Origin of the sequence: uncultured Sphaerochaeta sp. (genome assembly GCF_963676625.2) — a bacterium.
Classification (GTDB): Bacteria; Spirochaetota; Spirochaetia; order Sphaerochaetales; family Sphaerochaetaceae; genus Sphaerochaeta.
On record NZ_CAXXYB010000005.1, the window covers coordinates 101,135 to 124,671 of the forward strand.

27 protein-coding genes, 2 tRNA genes, 2 pseudogenes and 1 riboswitch are annotated in these 23,537 nt (G+C 44.0%); of the genes and pseudogenes, 17 read left to right on the forward strand and 14 right to left on the reverse strand.

Annotation, left to right across the window (positions count from 1 at the left end):
- Positions 1-3: 3 nt before the first annotated feature.
- On the reverse strand, positions 4-459 hold the full coding sequence (rnhA, locus tag ACHZBG_RS10090) for a ribonuclease HI (protein ID WP_320129336.1): 456 nt from the start codon (positions 457-459) through the stop codon (positions 4-6).
- Between the two features lie 27 nt (positions 460-486).
- A riboswitch (cobalamin riboswitch) is annotated at positions 487-687 on the forward strand.
- A 54-nt stretch (positions 688-741) separates the two neighbouring features.
- Between rnhA and ACHZBG_RS10095 the strand changes: the two genes are divergently transcribed.
- The 7 genes from ACHZBG_RS10095 to ACHZBG_RS10125 all read left to right on the forward strand — a co-directional run bounded on the left by ACHZBG_RS10095 (position 742) and on the right by ACHZBG_RS10125 (position 6,423).
- Positions 742-1,662 (forward strand): ABC transporter substrate-binding protein, encoded by a 921-nt coding sequence (locus tag ACHZBG_RS10095; RefSeq protein ID WP_320129337.1) that lies wholly within the window; start codon positions 742-744, stop codon positions 1,660-1,662.
- On the forward strand, positions 1,659-2,639 hold the full coding sequence (locus ACHZBG_RS10100) for an iron ABC transporter permease (protein ID WP_320129338.1): 981 nt from the start codon (positions 1,659-1,661) through the stop codon (positions 2,637-2,639). The genes ACHZBG_RS10095 and ACHZBG_RS10100 overlap by 4 nt, the downstream gene beginning before the upstream one ends.
- Positions 2,632-3,390, forward strand: a complete 759-nt coding sequence (locus tag ACHZBG_RS10105; RefSeq protein WP_320129339.1) for an ABC transporter ATP-binding protein — start codon at positions 2,632-2,634, stop codon at positions 3,388-3,390. The genes ACHZBG_RS10100 and ACHZBG_RS10105 overlap by 8 nt, the downstream gene beginning before the upstream one ends.
- Before the next feature lie 61 nt (positions 3,391-3,451).
- A complete protein-coding gene (locus ACHZBG_RS10110) occupies positions 3,452-4,123 on the forward strand; it encodes a lysophospholipid acyltransferase family protein (RefSeq protein ID WP_320129340.1) in 672 nt (223 codons plus the stop codon).
- Between the two features lie 2 nt (positions 4,124-4,125).
- On the forward strand, positions 4,126-4,890 hold the full coding sequence (locus ACHZBG_RS10115; protein ID WP_320129341.1) for a hypothetical protein: 765 nt from the start codon (positions 4,126-4,128) through the stop codon (positions 4,888-4,890).
- A gap of 66 nt (positions 4,891-4,956) precedes the next feature.
- Positions 4,957-5,925, forward strand: a complete 969-nt coding sequence (locus ACHZBG_RS10120; protein WP_320129342.1) for a Gfo/Idh/MocA family oxidoreductase — start codon at positions 4,957-4,959, stop codon at positions 5,923-5,925.
- Between the two features lie 3 nt (positions 5,926-5,928).
- Positions 5,929-6,423: a heme-degrading domain-containing protein gene (locus tag ACHZBG_RS10125; RefSeq protein ID WP_320129343.1), complete on the forward strand. Its 495-nt coding sequence runs from the start codon at positions 5,929-5,931 to the stop codon at positions 6,421-6,423.
- 48 nt (positions 6,424-6,471) lie between these two features.
- Here ACHZBG_RS10125 and ACHZBG_RS10130 read toward each other — a convergent pair whose 3' ends face one another.
- From ACHZBG_RS10130 to ACHZBG_RS10140, 3 genes are read right to left on the reverse strand one after another with little or no spacing between them, the layout of a single operon-like run.
- Positions 6,472-7,056, reverse strand: coding sequence for a CYTH domain-containing protein (locus ACHZBG_RS10130; RefSeq protein ID WP_320129344.1), 585 nt, complete (start codon positions 7,054-7,056; stop codon positions 6,472-6,474).
- A gap of 11 nt (positions 7,057-7,067) precedes the next feature.
- On the reverse strand, positions 7,068-7,844 hold the full coding sequence (locus tag ACHZBG_RS10135) for a hypothetical protein (protein WP_320129345.1): 777 nt from the start codon (positions 7,842-7,844) through the stop codon (positions 7,068-7,070).
- A gap of 52 nt (positions 7,845-7,896) precedes the next feature.
- The gene (locus tag ACHZBG_RS10140; RefSeq protein ID WP_320129346.1) at positions 7,897-8,106 is read right to left on the reverse strand and encodes a zinc ribbon domain-containing protein; all 210 of its coding nucleotides are present in this window, start codon (positions 8,104-8,106) and stop codon (positions 7,897-7,899) included.
- A gap of 136 nt (positions 8,107-8,242) precedes the next feature.
- Between ACHZBG_RS10140 and ACHZBG_RS10145 the strand changes: the two genes are divergently transcribed.
- From ACHZBG_RS10145 to ACHZBG_RS10160, 4 genes are all read left to right on the forward strand, one after another.
- Positions 8,243-8,315 (forward strand) — tRNA-Met (locus tag ACHZBG_RS10145).
- A 304-nt stretch (positions 8,316-8,619) separates the two neighbouring features.
- Positions 8,620-9,408, forward strand: coding sequence for a class I SAM-dependent methyltransferase (locus tag ACHZBG_RS10150; RefSeq protein WP_320129347.1), 789 nt, complete (start codon positions 8,620-8,622; stop codon positions 9,406-9,408).
- Between the two features lie 62 nt (positions 9,409-9,470).
- On the forward strand, positions 9,471-10,265 hold the full coding sequence (locus ACHZBG_RS10155; protein ID WP_394699383.1) for a tetratricopeptide repeat protein: 795 nt from the start codon (positions 9,471-9,473) through the stop codon (positions 10,263-10,265).
- Between the two features lie 312 nt (positions 10,266-10,577).
- A complete protein-coding gene (locus ACHZBG_RS10160; protein ID WP_320129349.1) occupies positions 10,578-11,003 on the forward strand; it encodes a flavodoxin in 426 nt (141 codons plus the stop codon).
- Between the two features lie 7 nt (positions 11,004-11,010).
- Here the strand turns inward: ACHZBG_RS10160 and ACHZBG_RS10165 are convergent, their stop codons facing one another.
- From ACHZBG_RS10165 to ACHZBG_RS10175, 3 genes are all read right to left on the reverse strand, one after another.
- Complete coding sequence (locus ACHZBG_RS10165; protein ID WP_320129350.1) at positions 11,011-11,439, reverse strand: hypothetical protein; 429 nt, start codon at positions 11,437-11,439, stop codon at positions 11,011-11,013.
- A 274-nt stretch (positions 11,440-11,713) separates the two neighbouring features.
- Positions 11,714-13,051 (reverse strand): MATE family efflux transporter, encoded by a 1,338-nt coding sequence (locus ACHZBG_RS10170; RefSeq protein WP_320129351.1) that lies wholly within the window; start codon positions 13,049-13,051, stop codon positions 11,714-11,716.
- Positions 13,052-13,054: 3 nt separating this feature from the next.
- Entirely contained in the window at positions 13,055-13,837 is a 783-nt protein-coding gene (locus ACHZBG_RS10175; RefSeq protein ID WP_320129352.1) for a helix-turn-helix domain-containing protein, read from the reverse strand.
- A 229-nt stretch (positions 13,838-14,066) separates the two neighbouring features.
- Here ACHZBG_RS10175 and ACHZBG_RS10180 point away from each other — a divergent pair, with 229 nt between their 5' ends.
- Positions 14,067-15,095 (forward strand): SPFH domain-containing protein, encoded by a 1,029-nt coding sequence (locus ACHZBG_RS10180; RefSeq protein WP_320129353.1) that lies wholly within the window; start codon positions 14,067-14,069, stop codon positions 15,093-15,095.
- Between the two features lie 23 nt (positions 15,096-15,118).
- A complete protein-coding gene (locus tag ACHZBG_RS10185; protein WP_320129354.1) occupies positions 15,119-15,313 on the forward strand; it encodes an Arc family DNA-binding protein in 195 nt (64 codons plus the stop codon).
- Between the two features lie 87 nt (positions 15,314-15,400).
- On the opposite strand, the gene ACHZBG_RS10190 is transcribed toward ACHZBG_RS10185, so the two are convergent.
- Positions 15,401-17,185 (reverse strand): 5'-nucleotidase C-terminal domain-containing protein, encoded by a 1,785-nt coding sequence (locus ACHZBG_RS10190; protein WP_320129355.1) that lies wholly within the window; start codon positions 17,183-17,185, stop codon positions 15,401-15,403.
- A gap of 289 nt (positions 17,186-17,474) precedes the next feature.
- On the opposite strand from ACHZBG_RS10190, the gene ACHZBG_RS10195 reads away from it, so the two are divergent.
- The 3 genes from ACHZBG_RS10195 to ACHZBG_RS10205 all read left to right on the forward strand — a co-directional run bounded on the left by ACHZBG_RS10195 (position 17,475) and on the right by ACHZBG_RS10205 (position 18,718).
- Positions 17,475-17,546 (forward strand) — tRNA-Val (locus tag ACHZBG_RS10195).
- 197 nt (positions 17,547-17,743) lie between these two features.
- Complete coding sequence (gene tnpA / locus ACHZBG_RS10200) at positions 17,744-18,199, forward strand: IS200/IS605 family transposase (RefSeq protein WP_320129356.1); 456 nt, start codon at positions 17,744-17,746, stop codon at positions 18,197-18,199.
- Positions 18,200-18,523: 324 nt separating this feature from the next.
- The gene (locus ACHZBG_RS10205) at positions 18,524-18,718 is read left to right on the forward strand and encodes a hypothetical protein (protein ID WP_320129357.1); all 195 of its coding nucleotides are present in this window, start codon (positions 18,524-18,526) and stop codon (positions 18,716-18,718) included.
- A gap of 20 nt (positions 18,719-18,738) precedes the next feature.
- Here ACHZBG_RS10205 and ACHZBG_RS10210 read toward each other — a convergent pair.
- The 5 genes and pseudogenes from ACHZBG_RS10210 to ACHZBG_RS10230 form a co-directional block, all read right to left on the reverse strand.
- Positions 18,739-19,755: pseudogene (locus ACHZBG_RS10210) on the reverse strand (IS3 family transposase); the annotation flags it as partial.
- Between the two features lie 128 nt (positions 19,756-19,883).
- A complete protein-coding gene (locus tag ACHZBG_RS10215; RefSeq protein WP_320128378.1) occupies positions 19,884-20,135 on the reverse strand; it encodes a hypothetical protein in 252 nt (83 codons plus the stop codon).
- Positions 20,136-20,155: 20 nt separating this feature from the next.
- Positions 20,156-20,968: an AAA family ATPase gene (locus ACHZBG_RS10220; RefSeq protein WP_320128379.1), complete on the reverse strand. Its 813-nt coding sequence runs from the start codon at positions 20,966-20,968 to the stop codon at positions 20,156-20,158.
- Positions 20,965-22,197 (reverse strand): DDE-type integrase/transposase/recombinase, encoded by a 1,233-nt coding sequence (locus ACHZBG_RS10225; RefSeq protein WP_320128380.1) that lies wholly within the window; start codon positions 22,195-22,197, stop codon positions 20,965-20,967. Before ACHZBG_RS10225 ends, ACHZBG_RS10220 begins: the two co-directional genes overlap by 4 nt.
- A 34-nt stretch (positions 22,198-22,231) precedes the next feature.
- Complete coding sequence (locus ACHZBG_RS10230) at positions 22,232-22,651, reverse strand: hypothetical protein (protein WP_394699377.1); 420 nt, start codon at positions 22,649-22,651, stop codon at positions 22,232-22,234.
- Between ACHZBG_RS10230 and ACHZBG_RS10235 the strand changes: the two genes are divergently transcribed.
- Positions 22,556-22,789 (forward strand): hypothetical protein, encoded by a 234-nt coding sequence (locus tag ACHZBG_RS10235; protein ID WP_320128382.1) that lies wholly within the window; start codon positions 22,556-22,558, stop codon positions 22,787-22,789. The genes ACHZBG_RS10230 and ACHZBG_RS10235 overlap by 96 nt on opposite strands.
- 161 nt (positions 22,790-22,950) lie before the next feature.
- Here the strand turns inward: ACHZBG_RS10235 and ACHZBG_RS10240 are convergent.
- Positions 22,951-23,502: pseudogene (locus ACHZBG_RS10240) on the reverse strand (IS3 family transposase); the annotation flags it as partial.
- Positions 23,503-23,537: the final 35 nt, after the last annotated feature.

A 23,537-nucleotide genomic window follows, 5' to 3' on the forward strand; every position in this document is an offset into this window, starting at 1 on the left:
TACCTACCCCTTAATGATGGCATCCATTTCTTTTCTTACCAGGGAATCACATCGTTCATTCAATTCAATTCCAGCATGACCCTTCACCCAATTCCACGTAACAGGAAGTTGGCTGTTCAAGCTATCAAGCTCAATCCAATATTCCTTATTCTTTACAGGTGCCTTGTTGGCTGTACGCCAACCATTCCTTTTCCAATTGGTTATCCAGGCTGTAATGCCATTTTTTACATATTGACTATCGGTATTGATAATGATTTTCTTGGGGCTATAATTCAAACAAGTTTTCAAAGCTTCGATAACAGCCTGCAACTCCATTCTATTGTTGGTAGTTGCGACAGCTCCTCCGCTGGCTTCTTTTTCAAAAACCGAATCTGCCCTGAGTACAAAAGCCCATCCGCCAGGACCGGGATTTCCGCTACAACCACCATCTGTATATATCTCGATATTTGCATATTCCATAGTGGCGATAGTAACCTACGCCAGAATTCTGGTCAACCTGATTGGCTTGACAGCTAGGACTGACAATCGTAGGATAAAGCGTCTGTAGCCAAGGGAAAGAGGTATAATCCTCTGCGGTCCCGCCACTGTGAAGGCTGGGAATCTACCAAGGACACTGCAATTTTGCGGGAAGTCGTAGATTCTGTGAATGCCTAAGCCAGGAGACCTGACTCAGATACGTACGAAGAGCCTACGGAGTATAGGCTTGGGTATTTTGTATGCCCATTATTCCAAAGGGGCTTTATGTCTAGGTCTAAATTTTCGATATTACTCGTTGCCTTTTTTTTATCCTTCAATCTTGCTCTTTTTGCACAGCCCCAAGTTGAACAAAAACCAGTGAAATTGACCTATACCGATAGTCTTGGACGTGTTGTTGCTTTTTCTGAAAATCCCCGACGTATCATAAGTCTAGCTCCCAACGTAACCGAGACAATTGCTGCGCTGGGAAGCTTGGATCTATTGGTCGGAAGAACCGATTATTGCAATTATCCTGTAGAAGTTTCCAACATCCCCAGTATCGGGACGTTGTATACGCCTTCGGTGGAAAAACTTATTTCCTTGAAACCAGATCTGGTCATAGCCAGTTCTTTTGTAAGTGACCAGTTGATTGAATCCTTGCAAAAAGCTTCCATCAAGATTGTTTGCATAAATAAGCAGGAGACTTTTTCCGGTACGTATGCAATGATCGAGGATATTGCATTCCTTCTTGGTAAGGAAAAAGAGGGCAAGGCTTTGGTATCCACTATGAAAAATACAGTTTCTAATGTTGTGGAAAAGACAAAAGACCTTCCGAAACCAAGAGTATATTTTCTCATTGATTTCGGATCCTTCGATGGTACAGCCACAGGTGATACATTCATAGACCAGATGCTTAGCTTATCTGGAGCAACCAATATTGCAAAGAGTGCATCAAATTGGACTTACAGCAAGGAATTATTGGTAGAAAATGATCCTGATCTCATAATAATAAGTCCGAGGTGGGGCGAAACCGCCAAAGAGACCATTGAGGCCTTTTCTTCAACAAAACCTTATAAGGATCTTCGCTCAACCAAGGAAGGAAACCTGGTAAGCATAGATGCTGATCTCATCAGTCGGCAAGGGCCTAGAAGTGCCTTGGCCTTGCAAACCTTGGCAAAGGCCATACATCCAGGAATTGACCTATGAAACGACATCCCAGAATTATCCTTGGCATCTGCATACTTCTTTTGGGAATTGCCTCCCTTGGCCTGGGACCTGCAAAAATCAGTTTTGCCGATACGTTCTCAACACTTTTTGGCAAGAATCTTGATGCTTCACAAATCTATATCATACGGGACTTGCGATTACCCCGTATTCTATCAGCAATATTCTGTGGGGCTATACTTGGTAGCTGTGGTGCCGTATTCCAGGCTGCACTGCGAAATCCCATGGCAGATCCGTTTGTCCTGGGTGTTTCAAGCGGAGCCTCCTTTGGAGTTGCCCTTTCCATATCATTGGGTTATTCATCGATAATCGGATTGCCTTTCTCTGCTTTGGTCGGGGCACTGTTGACTACCCTATTCATATTTTCTTTGGGTATGCATACAAAAGTAAGCAAGACTACCCTGCTCCTTACTGGAGTTGCGACCAACTATATTCTTTCAGCAGGAATGACGTTGCTGATGTTCTTGCATCATGAACAATATGACAGGATTCTTTTTTGGACGATGGGTAGCTTTTCCTCCAGCACTTGGTCCCAGGTTATCTATACCTTTATAGTCTCCTTGCTTTGCATCATTCCCCTGTCTTTGAAGCATCGCGACCTGGATATGCTGCTTCTCGATGAAGGGTCAGCTCTCTCTGGTGGATTTCCCATGGGCAGGGCAAGGATTCTGTTCCTTTTGCTGGCTACCCTGGGAGTGGCCACGTGCGTATCATTTTTTGGAGTAATCGGATTTATTGGCTTGATGGCCCCTCATGTCATTCGATTGATTCTTGGCCCAAGTCATAAGCATTTGCTTTTGCCTACGGCCATGTTTGGTTCATTGCTCTTGCTTGGTAGTGACACTTTGTCAAGAATTATCCTTCCATCAGGGGAAATGCCCGTTGGCGTCATAACTTCCTTGTTGGGAGCTCCTCTCTTTGTCTGGATGCTTAAAAAAGGGAGATCTGACTATGTATAGTCTTGAAACAAAAACCCTAGATGGCGGATATCCCAAGAATTCTGTCTTTTCTGATTTTTCATTGGCTGTACCCATGAACAAGTTTGTCTCTCTTACCGGTCCAAATGGAAGTGGCAAAAGTACCTTGCTGAAATTTTTTTATAGGGAACTCATTCCCCAGAATGGGCTTGTGTACTTACAGAACCAAAAAATCGATATGCTCAAGCAAAAGGATATTGCGCGAATCCTTGGTTTTGTACCGCAAAATGGCAAGATTGATTATGGTTTTACCGTTCGACAAGCCGTAGCCATGGGACGTTATGCCTATAATGGAACTGATAAGGACCATGCCATTGAAACGGCCTTGAAGGATTGTGACATTGAAGAACTTCAGGAAAAACGTGTTACCGAGATATCAGGAGGGGAAATGCAGCGTGTACTCCTGGCCCGGGCACTTTGCCAGGATGCCAAGATTCTGTTGCTCGATGAACCTGTCAATCACCTTGATGTAAAGCACCAACGCAAAATGATGAATCTCCTTCGGCATCTTGTCGAAAAAGACTTGACCGTGGTTTGTGTCCTGCATGACCTTTTATTGGTTCAAGTCTATAGTGACGAAGTAATACTCTTGCAAAAGGGAAAGATAATGGCTGAAGGCACCGTTGAATCAGTGATTACCAAAGAAAACCTTCTTCAAGTATATGGGGTTCAGTCCCATCAGGTTTTTGATTCCATGTTGAACAAAAATCTATGGATGCCTACATGGTATTGAATTGCCAAAGCATATTGACCCTTCTTCAGTCAGCTCGTACACTGCATCCTAGGAGCATTGAGTGAAGCCACTGAGTAGATTCTTGCATGGTATCTATCGGAAGGTCGTAAAGCTAAGCCTTCAACTAAACTATGATTTCCAAACTTGGCAAGAAACTCCCCTACCAACTGGTCCTAAGATTTTCTGTTCAAATCATTTCAGTTCAAGCGATGTCCACTTTGTCACGACTTTGATGGAAGATCCTTTGCATGTAGTCATTGGCCCAGGTTATGGCATTCCCGTGGTAGGGAGTTTTTTACATTGGACTGAACAAATCAAGGCTCTTTCCAAATCTGATAGAACAAAAGTTGTCGATACCTCGGTTTCCTATCTTAAGGAAGGTGATAGTATCTATATTTTTCCTGAAGGGAGATTGAATACGCAACAACAGATCGAGATATTCCGCCCAGGAATTGCCCGAATTTACTTGAAAAACCCCGTACCCATCATACCTATAGGACTGATTGCTCCCAAGAGAAGAGTCAAGGACAAGCATTCAAAGACAGCCGGAAGAAAAATGACAGTTGTCTCTAGAAATTATTATGCAAATATCGGTAAGCCAATGGAATTTCCCCAGGCTCTAGTTTTGGCAAAGACAAACCAGGCAGAAGCTGAGCAGATGATTTGCGACGCTCTCAAGGAACGGGTCACCTGCCTCATAAATGAAATCAAGACTGAAAAATTTTGGAGTTGAATATGGATGAATTGACTAATGTCTTCGCAGATTTCCAAAAGCAAGTGCAAGAAATATCGGACCATGCACAACAGGTCCACAGAGTCGAATTCTTTGCGAAATTGAAAAACGGAACTTCTTTCAATTTCAGCTTTAACAGTGACACGTTCAATCGATTGGAATCTGGGAAACGTACGTATAGACCGGTATCCATATTCAATGCAATCATTGACATCATAGGAGGATCGGCAGCAATTTTCCTTCTGGTATATTATGTCATTGTACTGGAAGAGCACTCAGCTAGCTTTCTTCCCGCGTCCCTGTGGTCCATAGTCACCTTTTGTTTCTTCATAGGCAGTTTTGTTGTCTCTTGCCTCTACCATCTTTTTGATAGGGAAAGTTCTGTAAGGCATGTTTTTTCAACTGTTGCGGAAGCCTTGAAAATCATTACCCTGGCCTTGGTGAATATCAGCAGTGTTCTCTTGATGAATCCGGCAAAAATCATTCCTGCCTTGCTGGGAACCTTGCTTTTTGCCGCGATGGCTTTTCTTTTCCTTTCCATGGGTACACAAGGAGGAAGCCGTGCCTCACTGTCTTTTGCGGTGATGCTTCCCTTTATTGCATTAATGGGACAGATAACCATGCTGACGGTCTCCACGGCTATACTCTTTGCTCTTTGGTCTCTGGTAAATCTCCTTGCAAGCTCTTCTTTGAGAGCCAGAACCATTACTATTTTCGCCATAATGGGAATGCTGACCTTTGCGATGAATTGCTTGCTTGTTCTTTAAATTAAAAATGGTTCTTTCTTATATGCAATAGTACGACTATACTATCTTTACGATTGGAGGTGAATTATGAAAATGGCAATTTTAGGCGCCGGAAATATAGCTAGGAAAATGGCTACCACCATTGTACAAATGGAGGGTATCGAAGCATATGCAGTAGCGTCCCGTGACTTGGCGAAAGCCCAGGATTTTGCCAAGAAATGGTCCATCTTGAAAGCATTCGGGTCGTATGAGGAAATGCTTGAGGACAAGGAAGTTGAATTGGTATATGTATGTACTCCTCATATCTTCCATTTCCAGCATATGATGCTGTGCCTGGAACATGGCAAACATGTAATCTGCGAAAAACCGTTCACAGTGAACGCAGATGAGGCAAAAAAAATATTTTCCTATGCAGAGGAGCACAAGCTTTTTGCAACTGAGGCAATTTGGACTCGCTATCTACCTATGAGATTGGTTTTGGATCAAATCCTTGAACGTAGGGTAATAGGTGATCCTCAATCACTTACCGCGAATCTTTGCTACCCTCTCAAAACCGTTCCAAGAATGAGAGAGCTGGCCCTCGCAGGAGGAGCTTTGCTTGACCTCGGAGTCTATACCATTAATTTTGCTATGATGGTCTTTGGCAATGATATCGATCGTATTACCTCTACGTGCACAAAGCTGGAAACAGGTGTTGATGCAAATGATAGTATCACCATGACATTCAAGAATGGTAATATGGCACTTTTGCATAGTTCAATGCTTTGCAATTCTGATAGACGTGGAATGATTTTTGGCTCAAAGGGCTACATTGAATTCCTGAATATCAATAACTGCGAAGGAATCAATGTGTATGATCTTGATTATCATTTGATCGAGAATTATAAACCGTTCAAATATATTACGGGATTTGAACATGAGGTCGAGGCTTCCCAATTGGCTATCGCTGAAGGAAAGCTGGAATGCAAACAGATGCCTCACAGCGAAACCATACGGGTAATGGAAATTATGGATGAAGTAAGAAAGGAATGGGGTCTTCGTTACCCAAGGGAGTAAATTATGGACATCAATGAAAAATTGGCAGTTGTCGCGGCTCAAGAGGAATTGTTGACCTTTGAATCCTTCACCCATGAAGATGCATGGGAACTGGGAAAAATCATTGTTTCAGAGGCAATGGACAAGGATTTGCACATAGCAATTGGTATAAGGAAAGTCAGTGGACTTGTTCTTTTCCAATATTCTGCTGAAGGTGCAACACTTAATAATGATCGTTGGTTGGATCGTAAATTCAACACTGTCAAGATGCATGAGAACAGTAGCCTTCACTTTGCGATGCAGCTGCAAAAGCAGGGAAAGACGTTAGCTGACAAAGGGTTGGATCCAACCCAGTATGTATCGTGTGGCGGTGGTTTTCCCATTATCGTACAAGGAGTGGGAATCGTGGCGGTAGCGATGGTTTCCGGTCTTACCGATTTGCAAGATCATGAAGTCTTGGTAACCTGTTTAAGCAAGTATCTTGCTATTGAGGATGTTCCAAGGATTCCTCTTTTCTAATTTTTACGTTTTAAGGCCCGAAGCATTCGCCTCGGGCCTATTTTTTCTTTAATGAGCTGATTTTTCCTTGAGCATATGCATGTAATATTTGCTTTCTATATCGGACTCTGCAAGTCCTGCCATACCAAGAACCTCGTGCAGCTTTTTCTTTGCTTCGTGAACCAGTTCCTGTTCCTCCAAAAGAAATTCCATTTCCAGGAACCATCCCAAGCCAATTACCTGAACCAACTCTATATGCAACAATGGCTCAAATCCCTCAGGCTTATAAACAAAGGAATATCCTTTCTTTTCTTTCTCGATATAGATCTCATAGCCTAAAGCTTGAAAGAATTTTTCGGCATTCTCGCCTTGTGCATCTGAAGTGGTGAATTCCGTCTCACTATTCACTTCAATGCCATCTTTGAGACTTTTGTCTTTATAGGTAAAAAGGATGGAACCGGTAAGAGAATCAAAATCAGGTCCAAAGCTTTCTTTGCGAAGACGGAAAAGAGGATCCTCACCCTTTGCCTTCGCATAGTAGATATCTTTTTTATATTCACATACAGGTTCAGAAATATGCTCGAATCCTTCCAAGATTGCCATAATGACCTTGGGATCCTGTACATGAGCCTTCAATTCAACTTCAAATGCCATTCTTTTATACCTTAGTCTTTCCAGGGAAAAATCATATTCTTTAAAGACCTGTGTCCGACACATTCCCTTTCATCATAGAGGATATCGTCCCAAGGAATGTTTTTTCGTTCCATTTCAGGGTTTGCTTCCTGGTAATCATATTTTAGCATCAGAAGTTTTGTTGCATCCTGACATTCAAGAAGTATGCCACAGCCACCAGGGGCAAGACCGGCAAGAAAGATTGAAAGCACTAAGGAAATGATTACATCAAGAGCAAGAAACAATGAAAACCATAGATTGTCAAAAACAAGAAGAAAACTCTTTTTGAGTGTCTTTAATGGGCGATCACCACTCATAACATTGGATAAGGGAAAATAATACATAAGAGCCAGGAACAATCCGACGAATACCCAAAACAAAATAACTGAGAGGATAGTTCCCACGGTATTGCCAAAACTCATGTAAAAAGGAATGACCAGGATGATCAGGGAAACATCCAATAGCGTAAGCACCCAAAATAAAAGTGCATGGCGCCAGGATTGCCTCAATCCTTTTTTAAAGCCTTCGAACCCGCTCCTTTCATATTTGCTATAGGCCCAGGCAGATGATGAAACCCCTGAGGTGTAAAAAGCAAACAACCCAACTGATAGTATCAAGCAAACAACACTCAGTACCATGTGGTTTTGGGAGAGCCCCATGCTGCCAAAAAGAGCAAGCAAGACCAGTAGATAGCCAAGATTGTGTATTACCATACCAATCAAGTTATCCCATCCATCAAAGAATGATTTTTTAATAAAGAATCCAACCATATTTGTAGAGTAGCGATTGCAAGCAACAAAGGCAAGCATTTTCTTTATGGTATCAGCTCAATAAAAAATCCAAGACATTCCATCCAGTACTCGATTGTCCTTTATAGAGTTCAGTATACCCACACTGAGTGCAGGTTATAGTGACAAAACGTTTATTTTGAACATCAAAGATCTTGGCAAAATTTCCGCCAGTAGCTTGGAATTGATCAGATTCATAATGGGAACAACCACATTTAGGGCATATATATTGTTTCTTTTGCATAGGCCCAAGATATCACAAAATAAAATTTTAATACATAAAAATGGCCTTTAGCTATCAAGAAAAGACTGGAGAAAACCCCCTTGACTAAATTCTTCCTCATCCGATATAGTGTCAGAGTTGCTTGAGGCAACTGTATGGCGGCATAGCTCAGTTGGTAGAGCAAACGGCTCATATCCGTTTTGTCAGGGGTCCAAGTCCCTTTGCCGCTACCTTTGAAACCTTCCTGATAAAACGGGAAGGTTTCGTTTTTTAAAAACCGGTTCAAGGAAGAAGCCTGTTTTTTCAAAATTGGCGTTGAAAATAGCCTGAAAAGATTATGAATCGTTGAGAAAGAGAGTAAGGCTCTCCTTCCTTGCCTCTTCTTTTTCCTTTATGCAATTCCTTCGGGACCATGCTATTCCCATTTATTCATCAATACCAACTAAATACTTATCCATACTAAATATATAACGTCGCTATCAAATTATTGCCAAGTAGCTTGTAGAGACAGGTATTCCATGTTACATTTCGCGTATGATCGACTATGCAGACGCTAACAGGAAGGCTTGGGACCATGAATCAGAACAAGGAAATATCTGGACTGATGGGTGTACTCCCAAAGAAATAGAAGCAGCTCGAAAGGGAGATGTACATTGCATTCTCACTCCTTTTAAGGAGGTTCCTCCTTCATGGCTTGGAGATCTACGAGAAAAGAAAATTCTTTGCCTTGCCTCAGGAGGAGGTCAGCAAGGAGTCCTGCTTAGTGCCGCTGGAGCTCAGGTAACAGTCTTTGATATCTCGGAAAAACAAATTGCCCAGGATAAAAAAATAGCCGAACTTGAGAATTTGCCATTGAAGACCATCCAGGGAGATATGCGCGATCTTTCCCGATTTCCCGATGAAGCATTTGATTTAATATATAATCCTACTTCAACATGTTTCATTGATGATGTAATTTCTGTTTATGCCCAATGCAACAGGATTCTTAAAACCGGTGGTTATCTTCTTACTTCAGCTATAAATCCAATTCTCTATATGTTTGAGGAACAGGCTGAAAAGAAAGGTAAGCTGAAAATCAAATATACTATTCCCTATTCCGATCCAAAAAGCCTTTCTCGTAAGCAACTAGAGAAACATTTACAAAAATATGATACGATTGAGTTCAGTCATACCTTGGAAAGCTTACTAGGCGGCCTCTGCGAAAATGGGTTTTCAATAACCGGTATGTATTCCGATTCAAGTGGATGTGAAATCCTGGATAGTTTTGTCCATGATTGCTTTTTGGCAATCAAGGCAAAGAAAAATACGCAAACAACCTTTTAAGGGTTTGGGGAATAGTATCCTGTATGGAAAATTACTTTGCCAACTTTTTGTTGAACAATGAAATGGATAATCCATTGTATTTTGCAAAAATACATCAGCATATCTATGAGCTGGAAAAACAAAAAGTAACACTTTTTAATAACAAAGGGCCTCTCAATTGGGAATTCATAACTATTATGAGTGAATTGAACATGGCCTATATGGAAGCAAAGGATACGATAAACGAAGTATTGACTGCCCAACAAATCTATCAAGGTACCGTTGCTTTGAACGGAAAGGACGATTCCCTTTCCTATGAGGCTTTTCTTGCCTTGGGTTCATCTTTTGTTGATGATGAACGCCTAGGAGAAGCTCAAGCGGTGGTTACGGAGCTTTTGGAAAAGAATGTTCCGCTTTCAGATACCAATGTGGATGAAGAACGGGAGTTCAATTATCTGACCTATATTGATACGTTGTGTCTTCAGGCGGATATTTTCAATAAAAAAGAAGATTTTTTTAAAGAAGAACCCATTCGAATTACCGTAAAAGAAGCGTATGAGGAAATCTTCGGTACCACCAATAGCCAAACCATTATGGCTAGGGCTGCCTTGGCCTCCTGCTTTGAAAAACAAAAACGTTATAGAGAAGCTCTTGACCAGTATATAATCATTCGTTCCTATCTCGATATTGAAAAAGATTTGGCAACCGACGCAGAGCGAATCGGGCTGATAGCGCACATCGCAAAATGTTTCCGAAAAACAGGAAATCTTGATGATGCCAAAGTCGCGTATCAATGGGCATTGAATGAAGCTGTTACTTTTTTTGGTGAAGAATCCTCAATAGTGGCAAAAATGAAAAAACTTTCTGATTCTCAATAAAATTCCTTGCGAATAAAAAAAATGCTCCCCTTCTCTTGACTTGTACTCTCCTTATAGGTATATATAGTAATGTAAATGTTAGCCACTGCTAATATTTATACATTCTATTTGGTTTTTGGTCCTGAACTTTCAAAGAGCAAGGGACTCTTGATAGGGTTGCTTTCCCTATACAAAGGCGTTATGGAAAGCATTGATTTATAAAAACATATTCTGGACTTTCTGTTGCAACAAACAGAAAAGAGGGAATCAAAGACGCTTCCCTCTTGGTCTGGATTTCAAAGTAATAAAATGTCATAACAAAGAGGTAACTCTATGCATAAATTGGCAATAGTATATTATTCAGGAACAGGTAATACAGAAATAATGGCAAATGCAATTGCTGCCAGTGCTAAAAAATTTGGTACTGAAGTCCAAATACTGACAGCCGATAATTTTGGTCCTGATTCAATTGATTTATATGATTCCATAGCTTTTGGATGTCCTTCAATGGGGGTGGAAAATTTGGAAGAAGAGGTTTTCGAACCCATGTTCTCTTCTATTGAAAGCAAACTGAAAGGAAAGCCCATTGCCTTGTTTGGATCATATGGATGGGGAGAGGGACAATGGATGGAAGATTGGGAAGAACGAGTCAAGGCTGATGGTGCAATATTGCTTTACAGCCCTATCATTGCCCAAGAAAAACCAGATTTGGTTGCATTAGGGAAATGTACCTTGCTAGGTGAAATTCTTGGAAAATGACATACTGTCAAAACGCTTTCAATTTACCTAGCAGCCTGTTCAGAAACAAAGTATGGGGTTTGGGAACTTCATCACTTTTTGACCACATAACCATAAGAAAATTATTTTTCAATGGAGGCAATTCCATTGAAGTATATTGGTATGCAAATACAATGTATTTTTTGAATAGCCCCTTTTTGGTCCCTAGGAGTTTTAGGTCTTCAGATAGATCTATCTGGAGGCCAAATTCTTTTTGGGAAACCATCAGTGCAGTATTCTTTATATCTTCTGTTGTTAATTTTGTTTTTTCCTGATGCTCGCATTGCATAAAAGGAATTGACCACATTCCTTTACAAGGAGCAGATTGCCTTCTTCCTATAAGGACCCAAATATCATTGTTGGAATCTTTAAACCAAAAAAGTATCCCTGAACACTGACGAGCTTTTTTCATTGTCATTTGAAACTCCAACTTTTCACTGATTCCGCTATTACTTTAGGTCTTGAGGATTGCAGGAATATACATGACTTGCCAATCCTATAGGTAACACACTTCCAACATACTTTATACATATTTACAATAATGTAACTGTTAAACTGAAAAGTCGTCAAGTTTTTTTAATCAATTTCTTGTCCTTAGAAACAAATTTCATTCATTATTCTCATAATGCACTTTATATCTTTCTTGTTTTTAGATAAATAATTAGTAAATTTTTCCTATCGTTATTCATCAATTAAGCAAGAGTTTTCATCCACCTTTTTGACCTGACAATCAGGATACCCAATACAAATCGTACGAATTCCTCTATCGTTATGATTGCATACACCCAGGGAAGCGACCAATGCCAAGAGAATGCAGCTATAAGTCCTAAAGGAACACCTATTGCCCAAGTTCCAATCATATCCAAATAGAGGGTAATATGAGTTTTCCCCCCACTTCTGAGCAAACCACCCAAGACCATGTTCGATACCTTTATCCATAAGGCAATGGAAAAAACTTTGAGAGTCATAACTAACAAAACATAGGTTTCTGAGTTTATCTTGAAAATATTTCCATAGAAAGGGCTTGCAATATACAGCAAGATTCCTAGTACTATACCACCAATAATCGTGCCCTCAACGAAATGTTTGGCCAGAATATAAGCGTGGGTGCCCTCTTTTTTCCCTAATTGGTTTCCAACCAGAATTGCACCTGCAGTGGAAACCCCTGAAAACAGGCCAATACATAACCCTTGGATAGGAAAGGTCAAGGTAATTGCCGCCATAGCCGCTGTTCCCATATGGCCATAGATAACTGCATATATTGTCTCTCCGAATCCCCAAAGAAATTCATTTATCAATACTGGTAAGCCAATAAAGAAAGCCATTTTGGCAAAAGGTCTAAAGCCTTCTTGTTCCCAGGTGATTCTATTGGCGCTTTTGATCTGTATTCTCCAGAACAATAGACCAATGATCAGGCATTCCAGATACCGTGAGATGGTTGTTGCAATTGCAGCTCCCTGAAGTCCCAGGCGAGGAAGTCCAAAGGGACCGAAGATCAATACATAATTTAAAAGAGTATTGATTATAACGGAAAAAATCGAAGCAATCATGGGAAGTCTTGGATATTGTGTGTTACGAAGATAGTTGGCCAACATGCTGGTAATGAACAAGGGAGGAAAACCAAGAGCTATAATATACAGATAGGTTGAAGCAAGAGGAATTACAGGAGCTTCATTGGTATATAAGGACATTACTGCTTTAGGACAGCATAGTGCAGGAAGTGAAAAGAGAACGGTAATGATGAAAGCAAACATAGAATTTATCCAAAAAGTCTTGCTCAGTCCCTTATTGTTTTTTTGTCCATAGTATTGGGCCATCATAAGCGAAGCGGCCGTTCCTATTGCTGCAAGGGTAACGGTGAAGAGATTGGCATACTTACTGCCCATCCCTACGGATGCTATGGTAACGGACCCCAGCTGCCCTACCATGATCTGGTCAATAATTTCCAAGGATGATTGGAATAAGCTTTGTAAGGTAACAGGAATTGCCAGATTAAATACTTGCCTTGTTATGGAGTTTTTAATTTCCATAGGTTATTTATTTTCCAAAAGGGTATGGAGTTTTATTGATTCTGTTATTACTTCTCGTTGCCTTTCCTGCTTGAGCCTCAACAAATAGATATCATGATGTATATGTTCAGCGACAATGGAGACAAACAACGCATTGTTGGTTATGGTTCCCAGCCAACTTCCTCGTTTTTTATAGGTATCTGCAACCAAGGCCTGGTCACAATCGATTACAAGCATCAGTCGTGAAGGTTTTTCCTCTTCGCACTGGCTATCTTCATGGCTATAGAATTCTATAGGCAAGTCCTTGGTTTCCAAGGTGGCAAAGGAAAAGACCAGTATCCTGACGTTCCGTTTCGCAAGTATATTGAATTCATTGCTAAAGAGAGAAAGGTCGAAATCAGTATTTAGGTATACTTCTTTTTTTGCATTGAGCAATGCATTTCTTGCTGAACTTACAATGGAATCGAACCCATGGATATTGGTATATCGTTCTTCTCTTCTATCATCATAGAGTCCACTTAATTGAGTCTCTGCGCTATCTATATGTTCACGAAAGGATTGTGTCATTTGGGCAAGCAATATCTTGGGATCTTGCGCAATATAGGAGGCAACCTCACCATTGAGTTTCAATATGATGCCTTTTTGGTACATTCCTTCCAGGGCGGCATACACCGATGAACGCGATATACCAATTACCTTTGCAATTTGATATCCCGATTGTTCACCTTCTGTAAGCAAGGTCATGTAGATTTGTGCCTGGAGAGTGGTAAATCCGAGACCAATCAAATCTTGTAAAAGAGTTTCCATATAACCACCTTACCGTTGTCTATTATGTACTACTATTATTTCTTCAGCATATAAATTGCTTTTTCTTTTGTCAATGTGGCCCACAGAGTTTTTGTAATCAATAGTTGCCATAAAAGAAAAACAATTTTTTAAAAGTTTTATTTCCTGTCTATTGACAAAACCATAAAATAGCAAGAATATCTATATGATATCTTTTTGATATCATATAGATACTTTCTCGGAGGACAAAATGAGTGAGGCGAACATGGTTTCTTCCCATGGTTATGGGACTGACAAGGTTCTGGATGCTCCAAACAATGGAATGAGATTCTTGGTTATCAACACCTTGTTGATTATTGTGTGTATCGTAGGCTTTATATTCTGTTGCATCTGGCCTATGGGCATTCTGCTTAAAGCAAGCTTGATAACAGTTTTCTCCTGCTATGGATTTATCATTGGCCCTATCCTGTATGCAGGGCTCAAGGTTATCAAACCTAAGGAAGCTTTGGTATTGACTCTTTTCGGTCGTTATTACGGTACGCTGAACAGGGAAGGTTTTTATTTTGTGAATCCGTTTGTCACTGCAGTGAACCCGGCGGCCAATACAGACCCTACTACCGGCAATCCCAAGGCCAAGTCTTCCATTGAAGTTTCCAAGGGAGCATCGAATGGATCCATACAATTAGCAAGCAAGAAAATTTCCTTGAAGGCAATGACCCTTAACAATGAGAAGCAGAAGGTAAACGATTCTTTGGGAAATCCGATAATCATCGGGATTGTAGTGATCTGGAAGGTTGTTGATTCTGCAAAAGCTGTCTTCAATGTAGATAATTACATAGAGTTCCTTTCCATCCAATGTGACTCTGCCTTGAGAAATGTGGTTCGTTTATTTCCATATGATGCATCTGATGAACTTGGAGAAAAGTCCTTGAGGGGAAGCAGCAAGAATGTTGCAGAGGATTTGAAGGTAGAACTACAAGGTAAGGTAGATATTGCCGGTATTGAAATAGTGGAAGCCAGGATCACTCACCTTTCCTATGCTCCGGAGATTGCAGCCGCCATGTTGCAAAGACAGCAAGCATCTGCGATTATTGCTGCAAGGCAGATGATCGTTGAAGGGGCTGTGGGTATGGTAGAAATGGCTCTCAATCAGTTAAGCGAACATAAGATTGTCGAACTTGATGACGAACGCAAAGCTGCTATGGTAAGTAATCTCTTGGTAGTACTCTGCGGAAACAAGGATGCACAACCCATTATCAATAGCGGTTCGATTTATTAGGCTTTTGAAAAGGAAGGTGGTATATGGAAGAAAATAAGGAAAAAGGAAAAAAACAGCTCCTTCTCCGTCTCTCACCTTCATTATGGAAAGAATTGGCGCAGTGGGCAGAAGATGATTTTCGTTCAATAAATGGTCAGATCGAATTCCTTCTTACTGAAAATGTACGAAAGCGTAAGAAAGATAGCTTTTTGGAAGATCCTTCAGATTCTTCTGAATAAGGACAAGATCAACATATTTCCCAGTTACAAAAAGCTTCCCAGGATTAAATTCTCCCGGGAAGCTTTTTTTCAAGGAAAACTCTTATCCTAGAGTAGTCCAGCCTGTTTCAAGTCGTTTACGTTCAAGGATTTTGCATACGGTACTTCAATTTTCCCGTCATTGACCAGGGCAATTGCCTTTGATCTGTCAGGAGAAGCAAAATCTACACCTATGATCTTCCAGTTGTTGTCAATCTTTGGTTCGATTACCTTGTTTTCCTGAATGTACTGTACCAGCATATCCCTGATTGAATTCGGGGATTCCCATTCCTTGGTAGCTGCTACCAATTTCTGTGCCTTGAGGGCTGAGGAATATCGGTAGTTGTTTACGGCAAGGGTCAATTTCTGTGTATCGGCAAGAGGTTTGCCTTTATACATGACATTGACGATTCTCTTGCCAACGGGTTTTGAAAGGTCAATATCATAATCCACACCGGCAAACATATCATAGAGATAACCGGGCTTTTCAGGATTGAAACTTACTGAGATATCACCAGGCATTGCCTGATTATAGCAGGAAGCTGACCATTCCATGTAGGCTTTCAATTCAGAGCCGGTAACCTGTACGCGGTAGAGGGTATTATCATATTTATAGATTCCGAAGATAGTACCATAGTTGATGTTTCCCGCTGGGATGTTACTGGTGTCGGAGAACAGGGCAGCAGCAGATACGTCAGCGCCGGAATTGGCAAGCTGGACGGAGTTGATCAGGTCCATTACAGCGGTGTCACGGACTTTTCCCTCAGGAATTCCCTTGATTTCATTTGCAGGTTGGAAATCCACGGCAGCCTGTCCAAAAATACCACCAGAGGTCTTTCCGTCAGCGGTAGGAGCTCCCCCACTGATAAAGTCCCTGGTTTCCTGGTGTGCCTTGGCGATGAATGGTTCGCTTCTCAAGGCCTGGCTTGGTTCATAGTTTGCCATATCAACGATACTTACTGAATGAGCGGTTACTTTTCTGTCAGTATCGAGGGTTATGTCGAAACGAACTACTTCCCTTCCCAGGTTCCTGGCTCCGCCTACAAGTGTATTGCCAACTGTTTCGTTGACTGTCACATGGGCATGGCCAACAAGCAGGGCATCAATTTCTGGACAGAGTTCCAGAATCTTGTTCGCCCCGTCGCTTCCGAATTCCTCGTCATATTCTGGATAGAGGCCTACGTGGGCGGTAACGACAATGAGATCTACTTTGTTCTTGATGATGTCGATGGTCTTTCTGCAGGCTGGTCCCACGGCGCTGTATACAAAGGAATCAACTTTTTCACCATCCCAGCGAGGTGCATTGGGGTTGGTGAGGCCGATGATTCCGATTTTTACTCCTGCACGCTCAATGATGGTATACGGCAAGGCAGCCATGGTTCCGTCAACCCTAGCCATATTGGCAGCAAGGATCGGGAAATTGGCAAGAGTCTGGATACGGGGAATGAGTTGTTCACCAAAGTTGAACTCATGGTTTCCCAGCGTCATGCTGTCATAGCCCATCATGTTCATGGCAGTGATTACCGGATGATCCCCTGCCCTTTTATTGTACAGGTCGTCGGTCATGATGTTCCCTTGCAGGGTATCGCCATTATCGACCAGGACAACGTTGGGTTGTTCACTTCTTACTTGATCCACATAGGTGGCAATCCTTGCCATTCCCGTGTTGGTAGTCTCTTTGTCATTCTCATAACTGAACCCCCACACATTTCCATGTATGTCAGTTGTACCGAGAATGGTAATGGTCTGTGGCTGAGCTTTTTCATAGGCTGCCTGGGCACCGAGGGTACCAAAGCCTAGAGACAGAAGCATCAGCGCGACTAAAAATACTTTCAAGCCGTTCTTTTTCATCATAAATCCTCCTGGATTCAAAGGAATCGATTTTCTGATTCCATGTTACAGTGTTCCCATACTATAGCAATTATTGGGTTATAATTGTGAGTAAATCTTTAAATGTTCCCATCATCCGTAAAAAAGTTTTGATAGCCATACTACAAATATGTGGTAGAGCCTCCCCCAATACAAAGAACCAATCAACAGGATAAAAAAGGATAAGTAGAATTCAAAGAGAATCCGAGAAAAGATGAAAGAAAAATAGGACTGGACAAGCCCTCTTTATTTCCGTATGATAATTCCCTGTAGCGGGCGCGTAACTCAGTGGGAGAGTGCTACCTTCACACGGTAGAAGTCGTTGGTTCAAACCCAATCGCGCCCATTAGGCAATTGATTTGTTAATAGCAAATTGGTTGCTTTTTTTTCTATGTTTTTAGACAGTTGAGCACGCGATGCGTGCGAAACAATAAACCACCCGCTATGCGGGTGCGGAAACGATTTGTTACACAAAAACACTCACCTTTATGGTAGGATTTTGGAGTTCAGCCCAAAAATCATACAGGAAAAGGTGAGTGAAAGATGGCGAGTAAAGAAAATTCGTTGGCCCACACGAAGTGGTTGTGCAAATACCATATCGTGTTCACGCCAAAGTATAGGAGAAAGATAATTTACAATCAATACAGGCAGAGTGTGGGCCAGATCCTGCGCTCGCTGTGCGGATACAAGGGTGTCGAATTGATAGAGGGACACCTGATGAGCGATCATGTGCACATGCTGGTGAGTATACCGCCGAAGATGAGCGTATCGAGCTTCATGGGGTATCTGAAGGGCAAGAGTGCATTGATGTTGTTCGACAAGCACGCGAACCTGAAGTACAAGTTTGGCAACAGGCATTTTTGGGCGGAAGGATACTACGTGAGCACGGTGGGCCTGAACGAGGCAACCATTGCAAAGTACATACGCGAACAGGAACAGCATGACATCATGCTGGACAAGTTGAGCGTGAAGGAATACGAGGACCCCTTCAAGGGGTAGCAGGTAATACGGTTGCCCTCTTGGGGGCAGCCAAAGAGGCAAAGGCATTTGGGCTGAACGATATAAGTGAAGCCAGCGTCTTTAGGCGCTGGTCGGTGAACCACGGCTTATAGCCGTAGAGCAAACCACCCTTTGGAAGGGTGGTGCTGATTTATTTGGCTAAAAGCTTCAAAAAGCGAGCAGGTCAAGTAAAAGGCTCAATTCATTTTCTTGTGGGATGCTGAGAAAAGACTGAAATCTGGAAAGGTGTTGGATTGGAAAAAGGGACGGCATTCCGTTATGTTGTAGTTACCACACTCAAACAAAGAGGAAAAAGCCATCCCCATGCATGACACTATCACATTCGCCCATGGCCTGGCAAGCTTCGATGTTACCATCGATCCCGCCCTCGTACTTTCCAGCACTGGTGAAAGACTGACCCTTACCCGCGGGGTTGTCAGTGGAGAACCACCAAGGGTTTGTCCACACTGCGGTGGCCCGATTGCTTTTAATCAAGTAGAATTCCCCAATTGGGGGTGAGGACAAAAAGTTGGACTTTTCTACGATATTAACCCAAGATTCCTACGATATTCCATAGGGCTTCTGCCACCCAACGACATTTTAATTCTCTCTTCATTGTACCAACAGATATAATCATCAAGCTGTGTACAGAATTCCTCAATCGATACCTCAAACCATGAACGGATATAGAACATCTCATTCTTCAGTCTTCCGAAGAAACCTTCGCACGCCGAATTGTCTGGAGAGCAGCCTTTCTTCGACATCGACCGTACCAATCCGGCATTATCCATTCTCTCGATCCAGCCGGGCCAACGGTAGTGACATCCCCGATCGGTATGTACCAGTGGGCACTCACCGTCTTTCAATGTACCCACGGCCTTATCCAGCATCGAGTTCACCATCTCCGCATTGGGGCTCGGTCCCCGGGTCCAGGAGGTGACGTAGCCGTCGAAGCAGTCAACGATAGGAGAGAGATATACTTTCCCAGCGGGAATGCTGAATTCCGTGATGTCGCTCAGCCATTTCTCGTTGGGATTCTCGGCATGGAAATCACGTTGGAGCAGATTCGTGACCCCGGCATCTATCTCGCCCATGTACGAACTGTATTTCTTCCTCTTTGAAACGCCTGCGTCCAATCGCTCCTCATGCATCAGACGCAAGACAACCTTTTCGGAGAGGACCTGTCCGCCCGCTGTCAGAATTACGTGTAGGCGACGATAGCCATAGCAACTCCTGGCTTGCTCAAATACAGTCCTCAAGCGTTCCCTTACCGAGGCATACTTATCTTTTTGCATGGCGTTTCTTTGATAGAAGAAACTGCTCTTTGCCATGTGTACAGAAGCCAGTAGATGCTTTAGGCGGTATCTTCTGGCAAGGGCATCGACCAACACGGCCTTTTCTCTGTTCGACAGGTTTTCAATGTCGATGCCCTTCCTTTTTTTTAGCAAGGATGCAGCTTTCTCCAGAATGTCTTTTTCCATCTGGAGTTGGCAAACTTGTCTTTGCAGCCTGTCCCGCTCTTCTCTCAGGATCTCACATTCTTCCCTGAGTGTTATGTGGCATATTATTTTATAGCGGTATTTGCACGGTCAGCTGAGAAGAAAGTTGCACGCTTGGTTAGAGCTCCTTATGCAACGAAAGGCCTCCGAAGAGGCCAGTCCTTGAATACAATCGTAAACCTATTCTAGAAAGGTGCAGGATCTGCGAAAACGTCAATCATGCAGTTCTCGTAACAGTACTCCAGGTCCTCCCTGAACACAGCCTGCCTTCTCATTATGCCGTTGGCTTTTTCACAGATGCTGCGGTGCATTGCTTCGTCATCCACTCGACTTCTGTATAGATTGATGACATGCAGGTAATAGCTTTCGGTGAATTCGTGGTGGAGCACAACCAGTGGTACCGGTCTCTCTTCCTTGATTTGTGTATTTGGATCCATGGTCGTTTTTCCTTATGCTCTCATTCCCACCAGTTCCTGGTCACTTTCCTGATCACCTCTGCCGGGATGGTCAACAGGCCCTGTTCCATGCCGTGCTGCAATGCCAACAGACATACGGAATTGATGTTCCTGGGGATACCCGCCGACACCTGGCTGACGGCTATCAGCGCAGGCTTGTCGAATATCTCGGAACCGCGGCCGCCGATGGTCTTCAGGTGGTGCTCGATGTATCCGAAGCACTCATCCTGGGTGAGGCTCCGAAGGTTGTATCCGTCGAGGATCCTGCTCATCAGGGGGCGTGCCTGCGGGTTGCGCAGCTTCTCGAACAGGCCTTCCTGCCCGCACATGACGATCGGTATCACATTTGCCTTGGCGAGGTTCTGCTGGCTTATGAGGTGGAGCTGGGCATAGAAATCACCGGTGAAGTGATGGCACTCATCGATGACCAGGACGGGCCGCTTCCCGTCGTTGTAGATGAGGTCCAGCGCCTCATGAATCTGCCTGAGCATGGTGGAGGGCTGGTTGGTCCTGGTGAAAAGCCCCAGCGATGCCATGAGCTGCCTGAGCACCTCGACGAAGCTCCACTGCCCTCCTACCAGGTCGATGACCTGGTAGCTCTTGGCAGGCAGCTGGGAGAGTACGTAACGCAACGTCGTCGACTTTCCCGCCCCCACATCACCGATGAGGGTGAAGTACATGCTGTTCTGGATGGCGAACTGTATCTTGTTGCTTATCTCCACCATCGAGGAGAGCAGGTACATCTGCTGGGGCTTCAGTTCCGGAGAGAAGGGTATCTGCTTGAACCCGTAGAAGGTGCGGATGTCCGTGTTCACAGCTGCACCCCCTGCATCCTGTGGGCCCGTGAGTTGGCCTGGTAGTCCACCGGCTTGAGCATTCCGATGCTCACCCCCTCATGAAAAGCTTCCACATCGCTGGTGGTGTTGTACCTAAGCTCGATCTTCCTGCCCGAATATCCCAGCGGGACCTCGAGCAGCACCGAGTCGAGGCTTACGGTCCTGGCCTTGCCCACCGTCCGAATTTCGCGCTTCCTGAACAGCCTGGGCAGGTCCGGCGGGGCCGGCCTGACAGCCTGGACCTCGGAGAGGTAGCATTGCAGGGGAGACATCCCGATGCCGGAGTGATACCTGCCGTTGTACTCCTCAAGATAGGCCATCCACCGCTTGTTCAACTCGTACAGTTCCAGCGGCTCGTCGCCCAGGGTGGGCAGGAACTGCATCCTCACCGTCGAGAACAGTCGTTCCACCTTCGCCTTTCCTGTGGGGGTGTATGGCCTTGAGTGTGTAAAATTCACCTCAAGGGAAGCACAACCAAGTTTTATGCGCTCGTCCCGCATGGCGGCCCCATTATCGGTATGACATTGGCGGGGCAGTCCCCGGGCATTGAAGCCGCCCCAGAGGCAGTCAAGCAAGCTGTCGCTGGTCTCATCCCGGTAGAAACGGGCGTAGGTCACCAGACGGGACTTGTCGTCGATGAGGGCGAAAAGCTTGGCCGTCACGATCTTGCATTCCTTTCCCTGACCGACATGCACCTTCGGCCCGACCATCGCATCCAGATACCAGACCTGGTTCACGTATTCCATCTCCAGCCGGCGCATGTCCCTGTCGTTGGGATTCCTGCCTTTTGTGTCCTGGTTGCGGAACACCCGGTAGATGAGCGTCATGTCCACAACCTCCGAGGGCAGGAAGATGCCTTGCTTCTCGGCCATCCTCACCAAGGTCGTGATTTTGATGTCCGGATGCTGGCGGCGGAACAGTATAAGCGCCTGCTCTGTTTCGCTGCTGAGCTTTCTGCGTGACCCCTTGTCAGAGCGGTCGCGGGGATAGAGATCCTCGATGTTGCGGTTCCTGCGGTAAGCGTTGAGCCAGTTGTAGAGGGTGGGCATGCTCACCGTCCGCTTGTCAGAATAGGGAATGTCGTACAGCTTGGAGCAGATTTGCTTCATCCTGCGCGTGATGTCCCCATACTGCGAACGGTCATCGAGCAGAGGGAAAATGAGTCCGAAGCGGAACAGGCCTATCTGTTCCTTCTTTTGCGAGTCCATAGGTAAGGTACCTCCTGAAATAGATACCGAAAGCCTAGGGGATGCACCTCGGCACATATAGATACAAACGTTGGTGGGAAGGGTTGAGCAGCCGCAAACCCATCAAGGAGATACTCCGGTCTTGCACGATCCTTACTGAAGGAGGGGCCGTCAGACAACCCTTGAGGGCAGCCTTGAAGTGGGGAAACAGCTGATCATGATCCGGGAAGTCGCTTTCGCAGCGGCTCCTGTCCGAATATCCCTTCCACCATCTGCGCTGCAGGTAGCCGGATATGCCGATAATGGTGCTGAAGTGTCCTTTCTCGATCCTGCAGGCAAGAATGCGACAAATGGTTTCCAGGCTGAATAACTTGAAGGCATGGACCCACAGGGGCAGCAGGGTATAGGTCTTCCTGCAGCAAGGACAAAGCTTGCGGTGGATCCACAGCTGGAGACTGGCAAGACTGTCGGTGATGAAATAGCGCTTTCTCCATCCGTGGCCGTGCAACCTGGTGCGACAGAAAGTGCAGAAGAAAACACCCAAAGAGTGGGAGCTGGGAGGTCCTTGGCCCTCGACCACTTGCAATTCCGCCAATTCAATGGCAATCTCTAAGAGCATTATTGCAAACTGGAGAGGGACAACTTTGGTCGGGAAGCCCTCTCCTTTTCCTTTATAGGAGAATGTGCAACTAATGTACCATGCTCAAGCTACACTTACCAAAGCATTTTGCAACTTTCGGCCGTCTTCCTGATAAAATAATTTGCCGCCTAACACCTGAGTTCAGCATCTCGTCCAGGTTTATCCTTGTCTGGTTCCCCTGGTTTTGTCTTGCCCATCGTTGCCCTCTCTCCTTTTGCGAACAACTGACGCTTCCATTGTGAAACGGCACTCCTGGTCACTCCGATCTCCGTTTCCAGTTCTCTTGCAGTTTTCTCCCCTGAGGCAACCGAGATTACCGCGTCTATCTTCTGCTCGTCTGTATACTGTACAACAGACTTTCCCCTTTTCACAGGATGGCAAGAGACAGGAAGATACTCATGCACCCATTCCCCCAGGATTGCGCGACTTGGATAGCCCAGCATCCTCACGGTCCTGGCGAGGCTTCTCCCATATTCCTTGTAATAGGTAACAGCAGCATTTTTCTGCTTCTCGGTATATCGTTGTTTGCTTGCTTTTGGTAAATCTCCATACACTTTGAATTCCTGATACCATTTAGTAAGCGACTTCCTGTCCGGATATCCTAATTCACGTATTACTGCACTGATGCTTTTGCCATACTTCATGTACAAGAATACCGCTTTCTTTCGTTCTTCATATGAATACATTCCCTGCTCCTTCGAAAGTCCAAGAAAATGTCTTC

Excerpts from the sequence above, each read along its gene's own strand:
- ACHZBG_RS10180 (WP_320129353.1), top strand. The coding sequence starts at position 14,067 with ATGAGTGAGGCGAACATGGTTTCTTCCCATGGTTATGGGACTGACAAG.
- ACHZBG_RS10190 (WP_320129355.1), bottom strand. The coding sequence starts at position 17,185 with ATGATGAAAAAGAACGGCTTGAAAGTATTTTTAGTCGCGCTGATGCTT.
- ACHZBG_RS10140 (WP_320129346.1), bottom strand. The coding sequence starts at position 8,106 with ATGCAAAAGAAACAATATATATGCCCTAAATGTGGTTGTTCCCATTAT.
- ACHZBG_RS10165 (WP_320129350.1), bottom strand. The coding sequence starts at position 11,439 with ATGACAATGAAAAAAGCTCGTCAGTGTTCAGGGATACTTTTTTGGTTT.
- ACHZBG_RS10235 (WP_320128382.1), top strand. The coding sequence starts at position 22,556 with ATGGACCCACAGGGGCAGCAGGGTATAGGTCTTCCTGCAGCAAGGACA.
- ACHZBG_RS10105 (WP_320129339.1), top strand. The coding sequence starts at position 2,632 with ATGTATAGTCTTGAAACAAAAACCCTAGATGGCGGATATCCCAAGAAT.
- ACHZBG_RS10215 (WP_320128378.1), bottom strand. The coding sequence starts at position 20,135 with ATGGATCCAAATACACAAATCAAGGAAGAGAGACCGGTACCACTGGTT.
- ACHZBG_RS10185 (WP_320129354.1), top strand. The coding sequence starts at position 15,119 with ATGGAAGAAAATAAGGAAAAAGGAAAAAAACAGCTCCTTCTCCGTCTC.
- tnpA (WP_320129356.1), top strand. The coding sequence starts at position 17,744 with ATGGCGAGTAAAGAAAATTCGTTGGCCCACACGAAGTGGTTGTGCAAA.
- ACHZBG_RS10100 (WP_320129338.1), top strand. The coding sequence starts at position 1,659 with ATGAAACGACATCCCAGAATTATCCTTGGCATCTGCATACTTCTTTTG.
- ACHZBG_RS10160 (WP_320129349.1), top strand. The coding sequence starts at position 10,578 with ATGCATAAATTGGCAATAGTATATTATTCAGGAACAGGTAATACAGAA.
- ACHZBG_RS10225 (WP_320128380.1), bottom strand. The coding sequence starts at position 22,197 with ATGGACTCGCAAAAGAAGGAACAGATAGGCCTGTTCCGCTTCGGACTC.
- ACHZBG_RS10130 (WP_320129344.1), bottom strand. The coding sequence starts at position 7,056 with ATGGCATTTGAAGTTGAATTGAAGGCTCATGTACAGGATCCCAAGGTC.
- ACHZBG_RS10120 (WP_320129342.1), top strand. The coding sequence starts at position 4,957 with ATGAAAATGGCAATTTTAGGCGCCGGAAATATAGCTAGGAAAATGGCT.
- ACHZBG_RS10115 (WP_320129341.1), top strand. The coding sequence starts at position 4,126 with ATGGATGAATTGACTAATGTCTTCGCAGATTTCCAAAAGCAAGTGCAA.
- ACHZBG_RS10150 (WP_320129347.1), top strand. The coding sequence starts at position 8,620 with ATGATCGACTATGCAGACGCTAACAGGAAGGCTTGGGACCATGAATCA.
- ACHZBG_RS10170 (WP_320129351.1), bottom strand. The coding sequence starts at position 13,051 with ATGGAAATTAAAAACTCCATAACAAGGCAAGTATTTAATCTGGCAATT.
- ACHZBG_RS10155 (WP_394699383.1), top strand. The coding sequence starts at position 9,471 with ATGGATAATCCATTGTATTTTGCAAAAATACATCAGCATATCTATGAG.
- rnhA (WP_320129336.1), bottom strand. The coding sequence starts at position 459 with ATGGAATATGCAAATATCGAGATATATACAGATGGTGGTTGTAGCGGA.
- ACHZBG_RS10175 (WP_320129352.1), bottom strand. The coding sequence starts at position 13,837 with ATGGAAACTCTTTTACAAGATTTGATTGGTCTCGGATTTACCACTCTC.
- ACHZBG_RS10135 (WP_320129345.1), bottom strand. The coding sequence starts at position 7,844 with ATGGTTGGATTCTTTATTAAAAAATCATTCTTTGATGGATGGGATAAC.
- ACHZBG_RS10125 (WP_320129343.1), top strand. The coding sequence starts at position 5,929 with ATGGACATCAATGAAAAATTGGCAGTTGTCGCGGCTCAAGAGGAATTG.
- ACHZBG_RS10205 (WP_320129357.1), top strand. The coding sequence starts at position 18,524 with ATGCATGACACTATCACATTCGCCCATGGCCTGGCAAGCTTCGATGTT.
- ACHZBG_RS10095 (WP_320129337.1), top strand. The coding sequence starts at position 742 with ATGTCTAGGTCTAAATTTTCGATATTACTCGTTGCCTTTTTTTTATCC.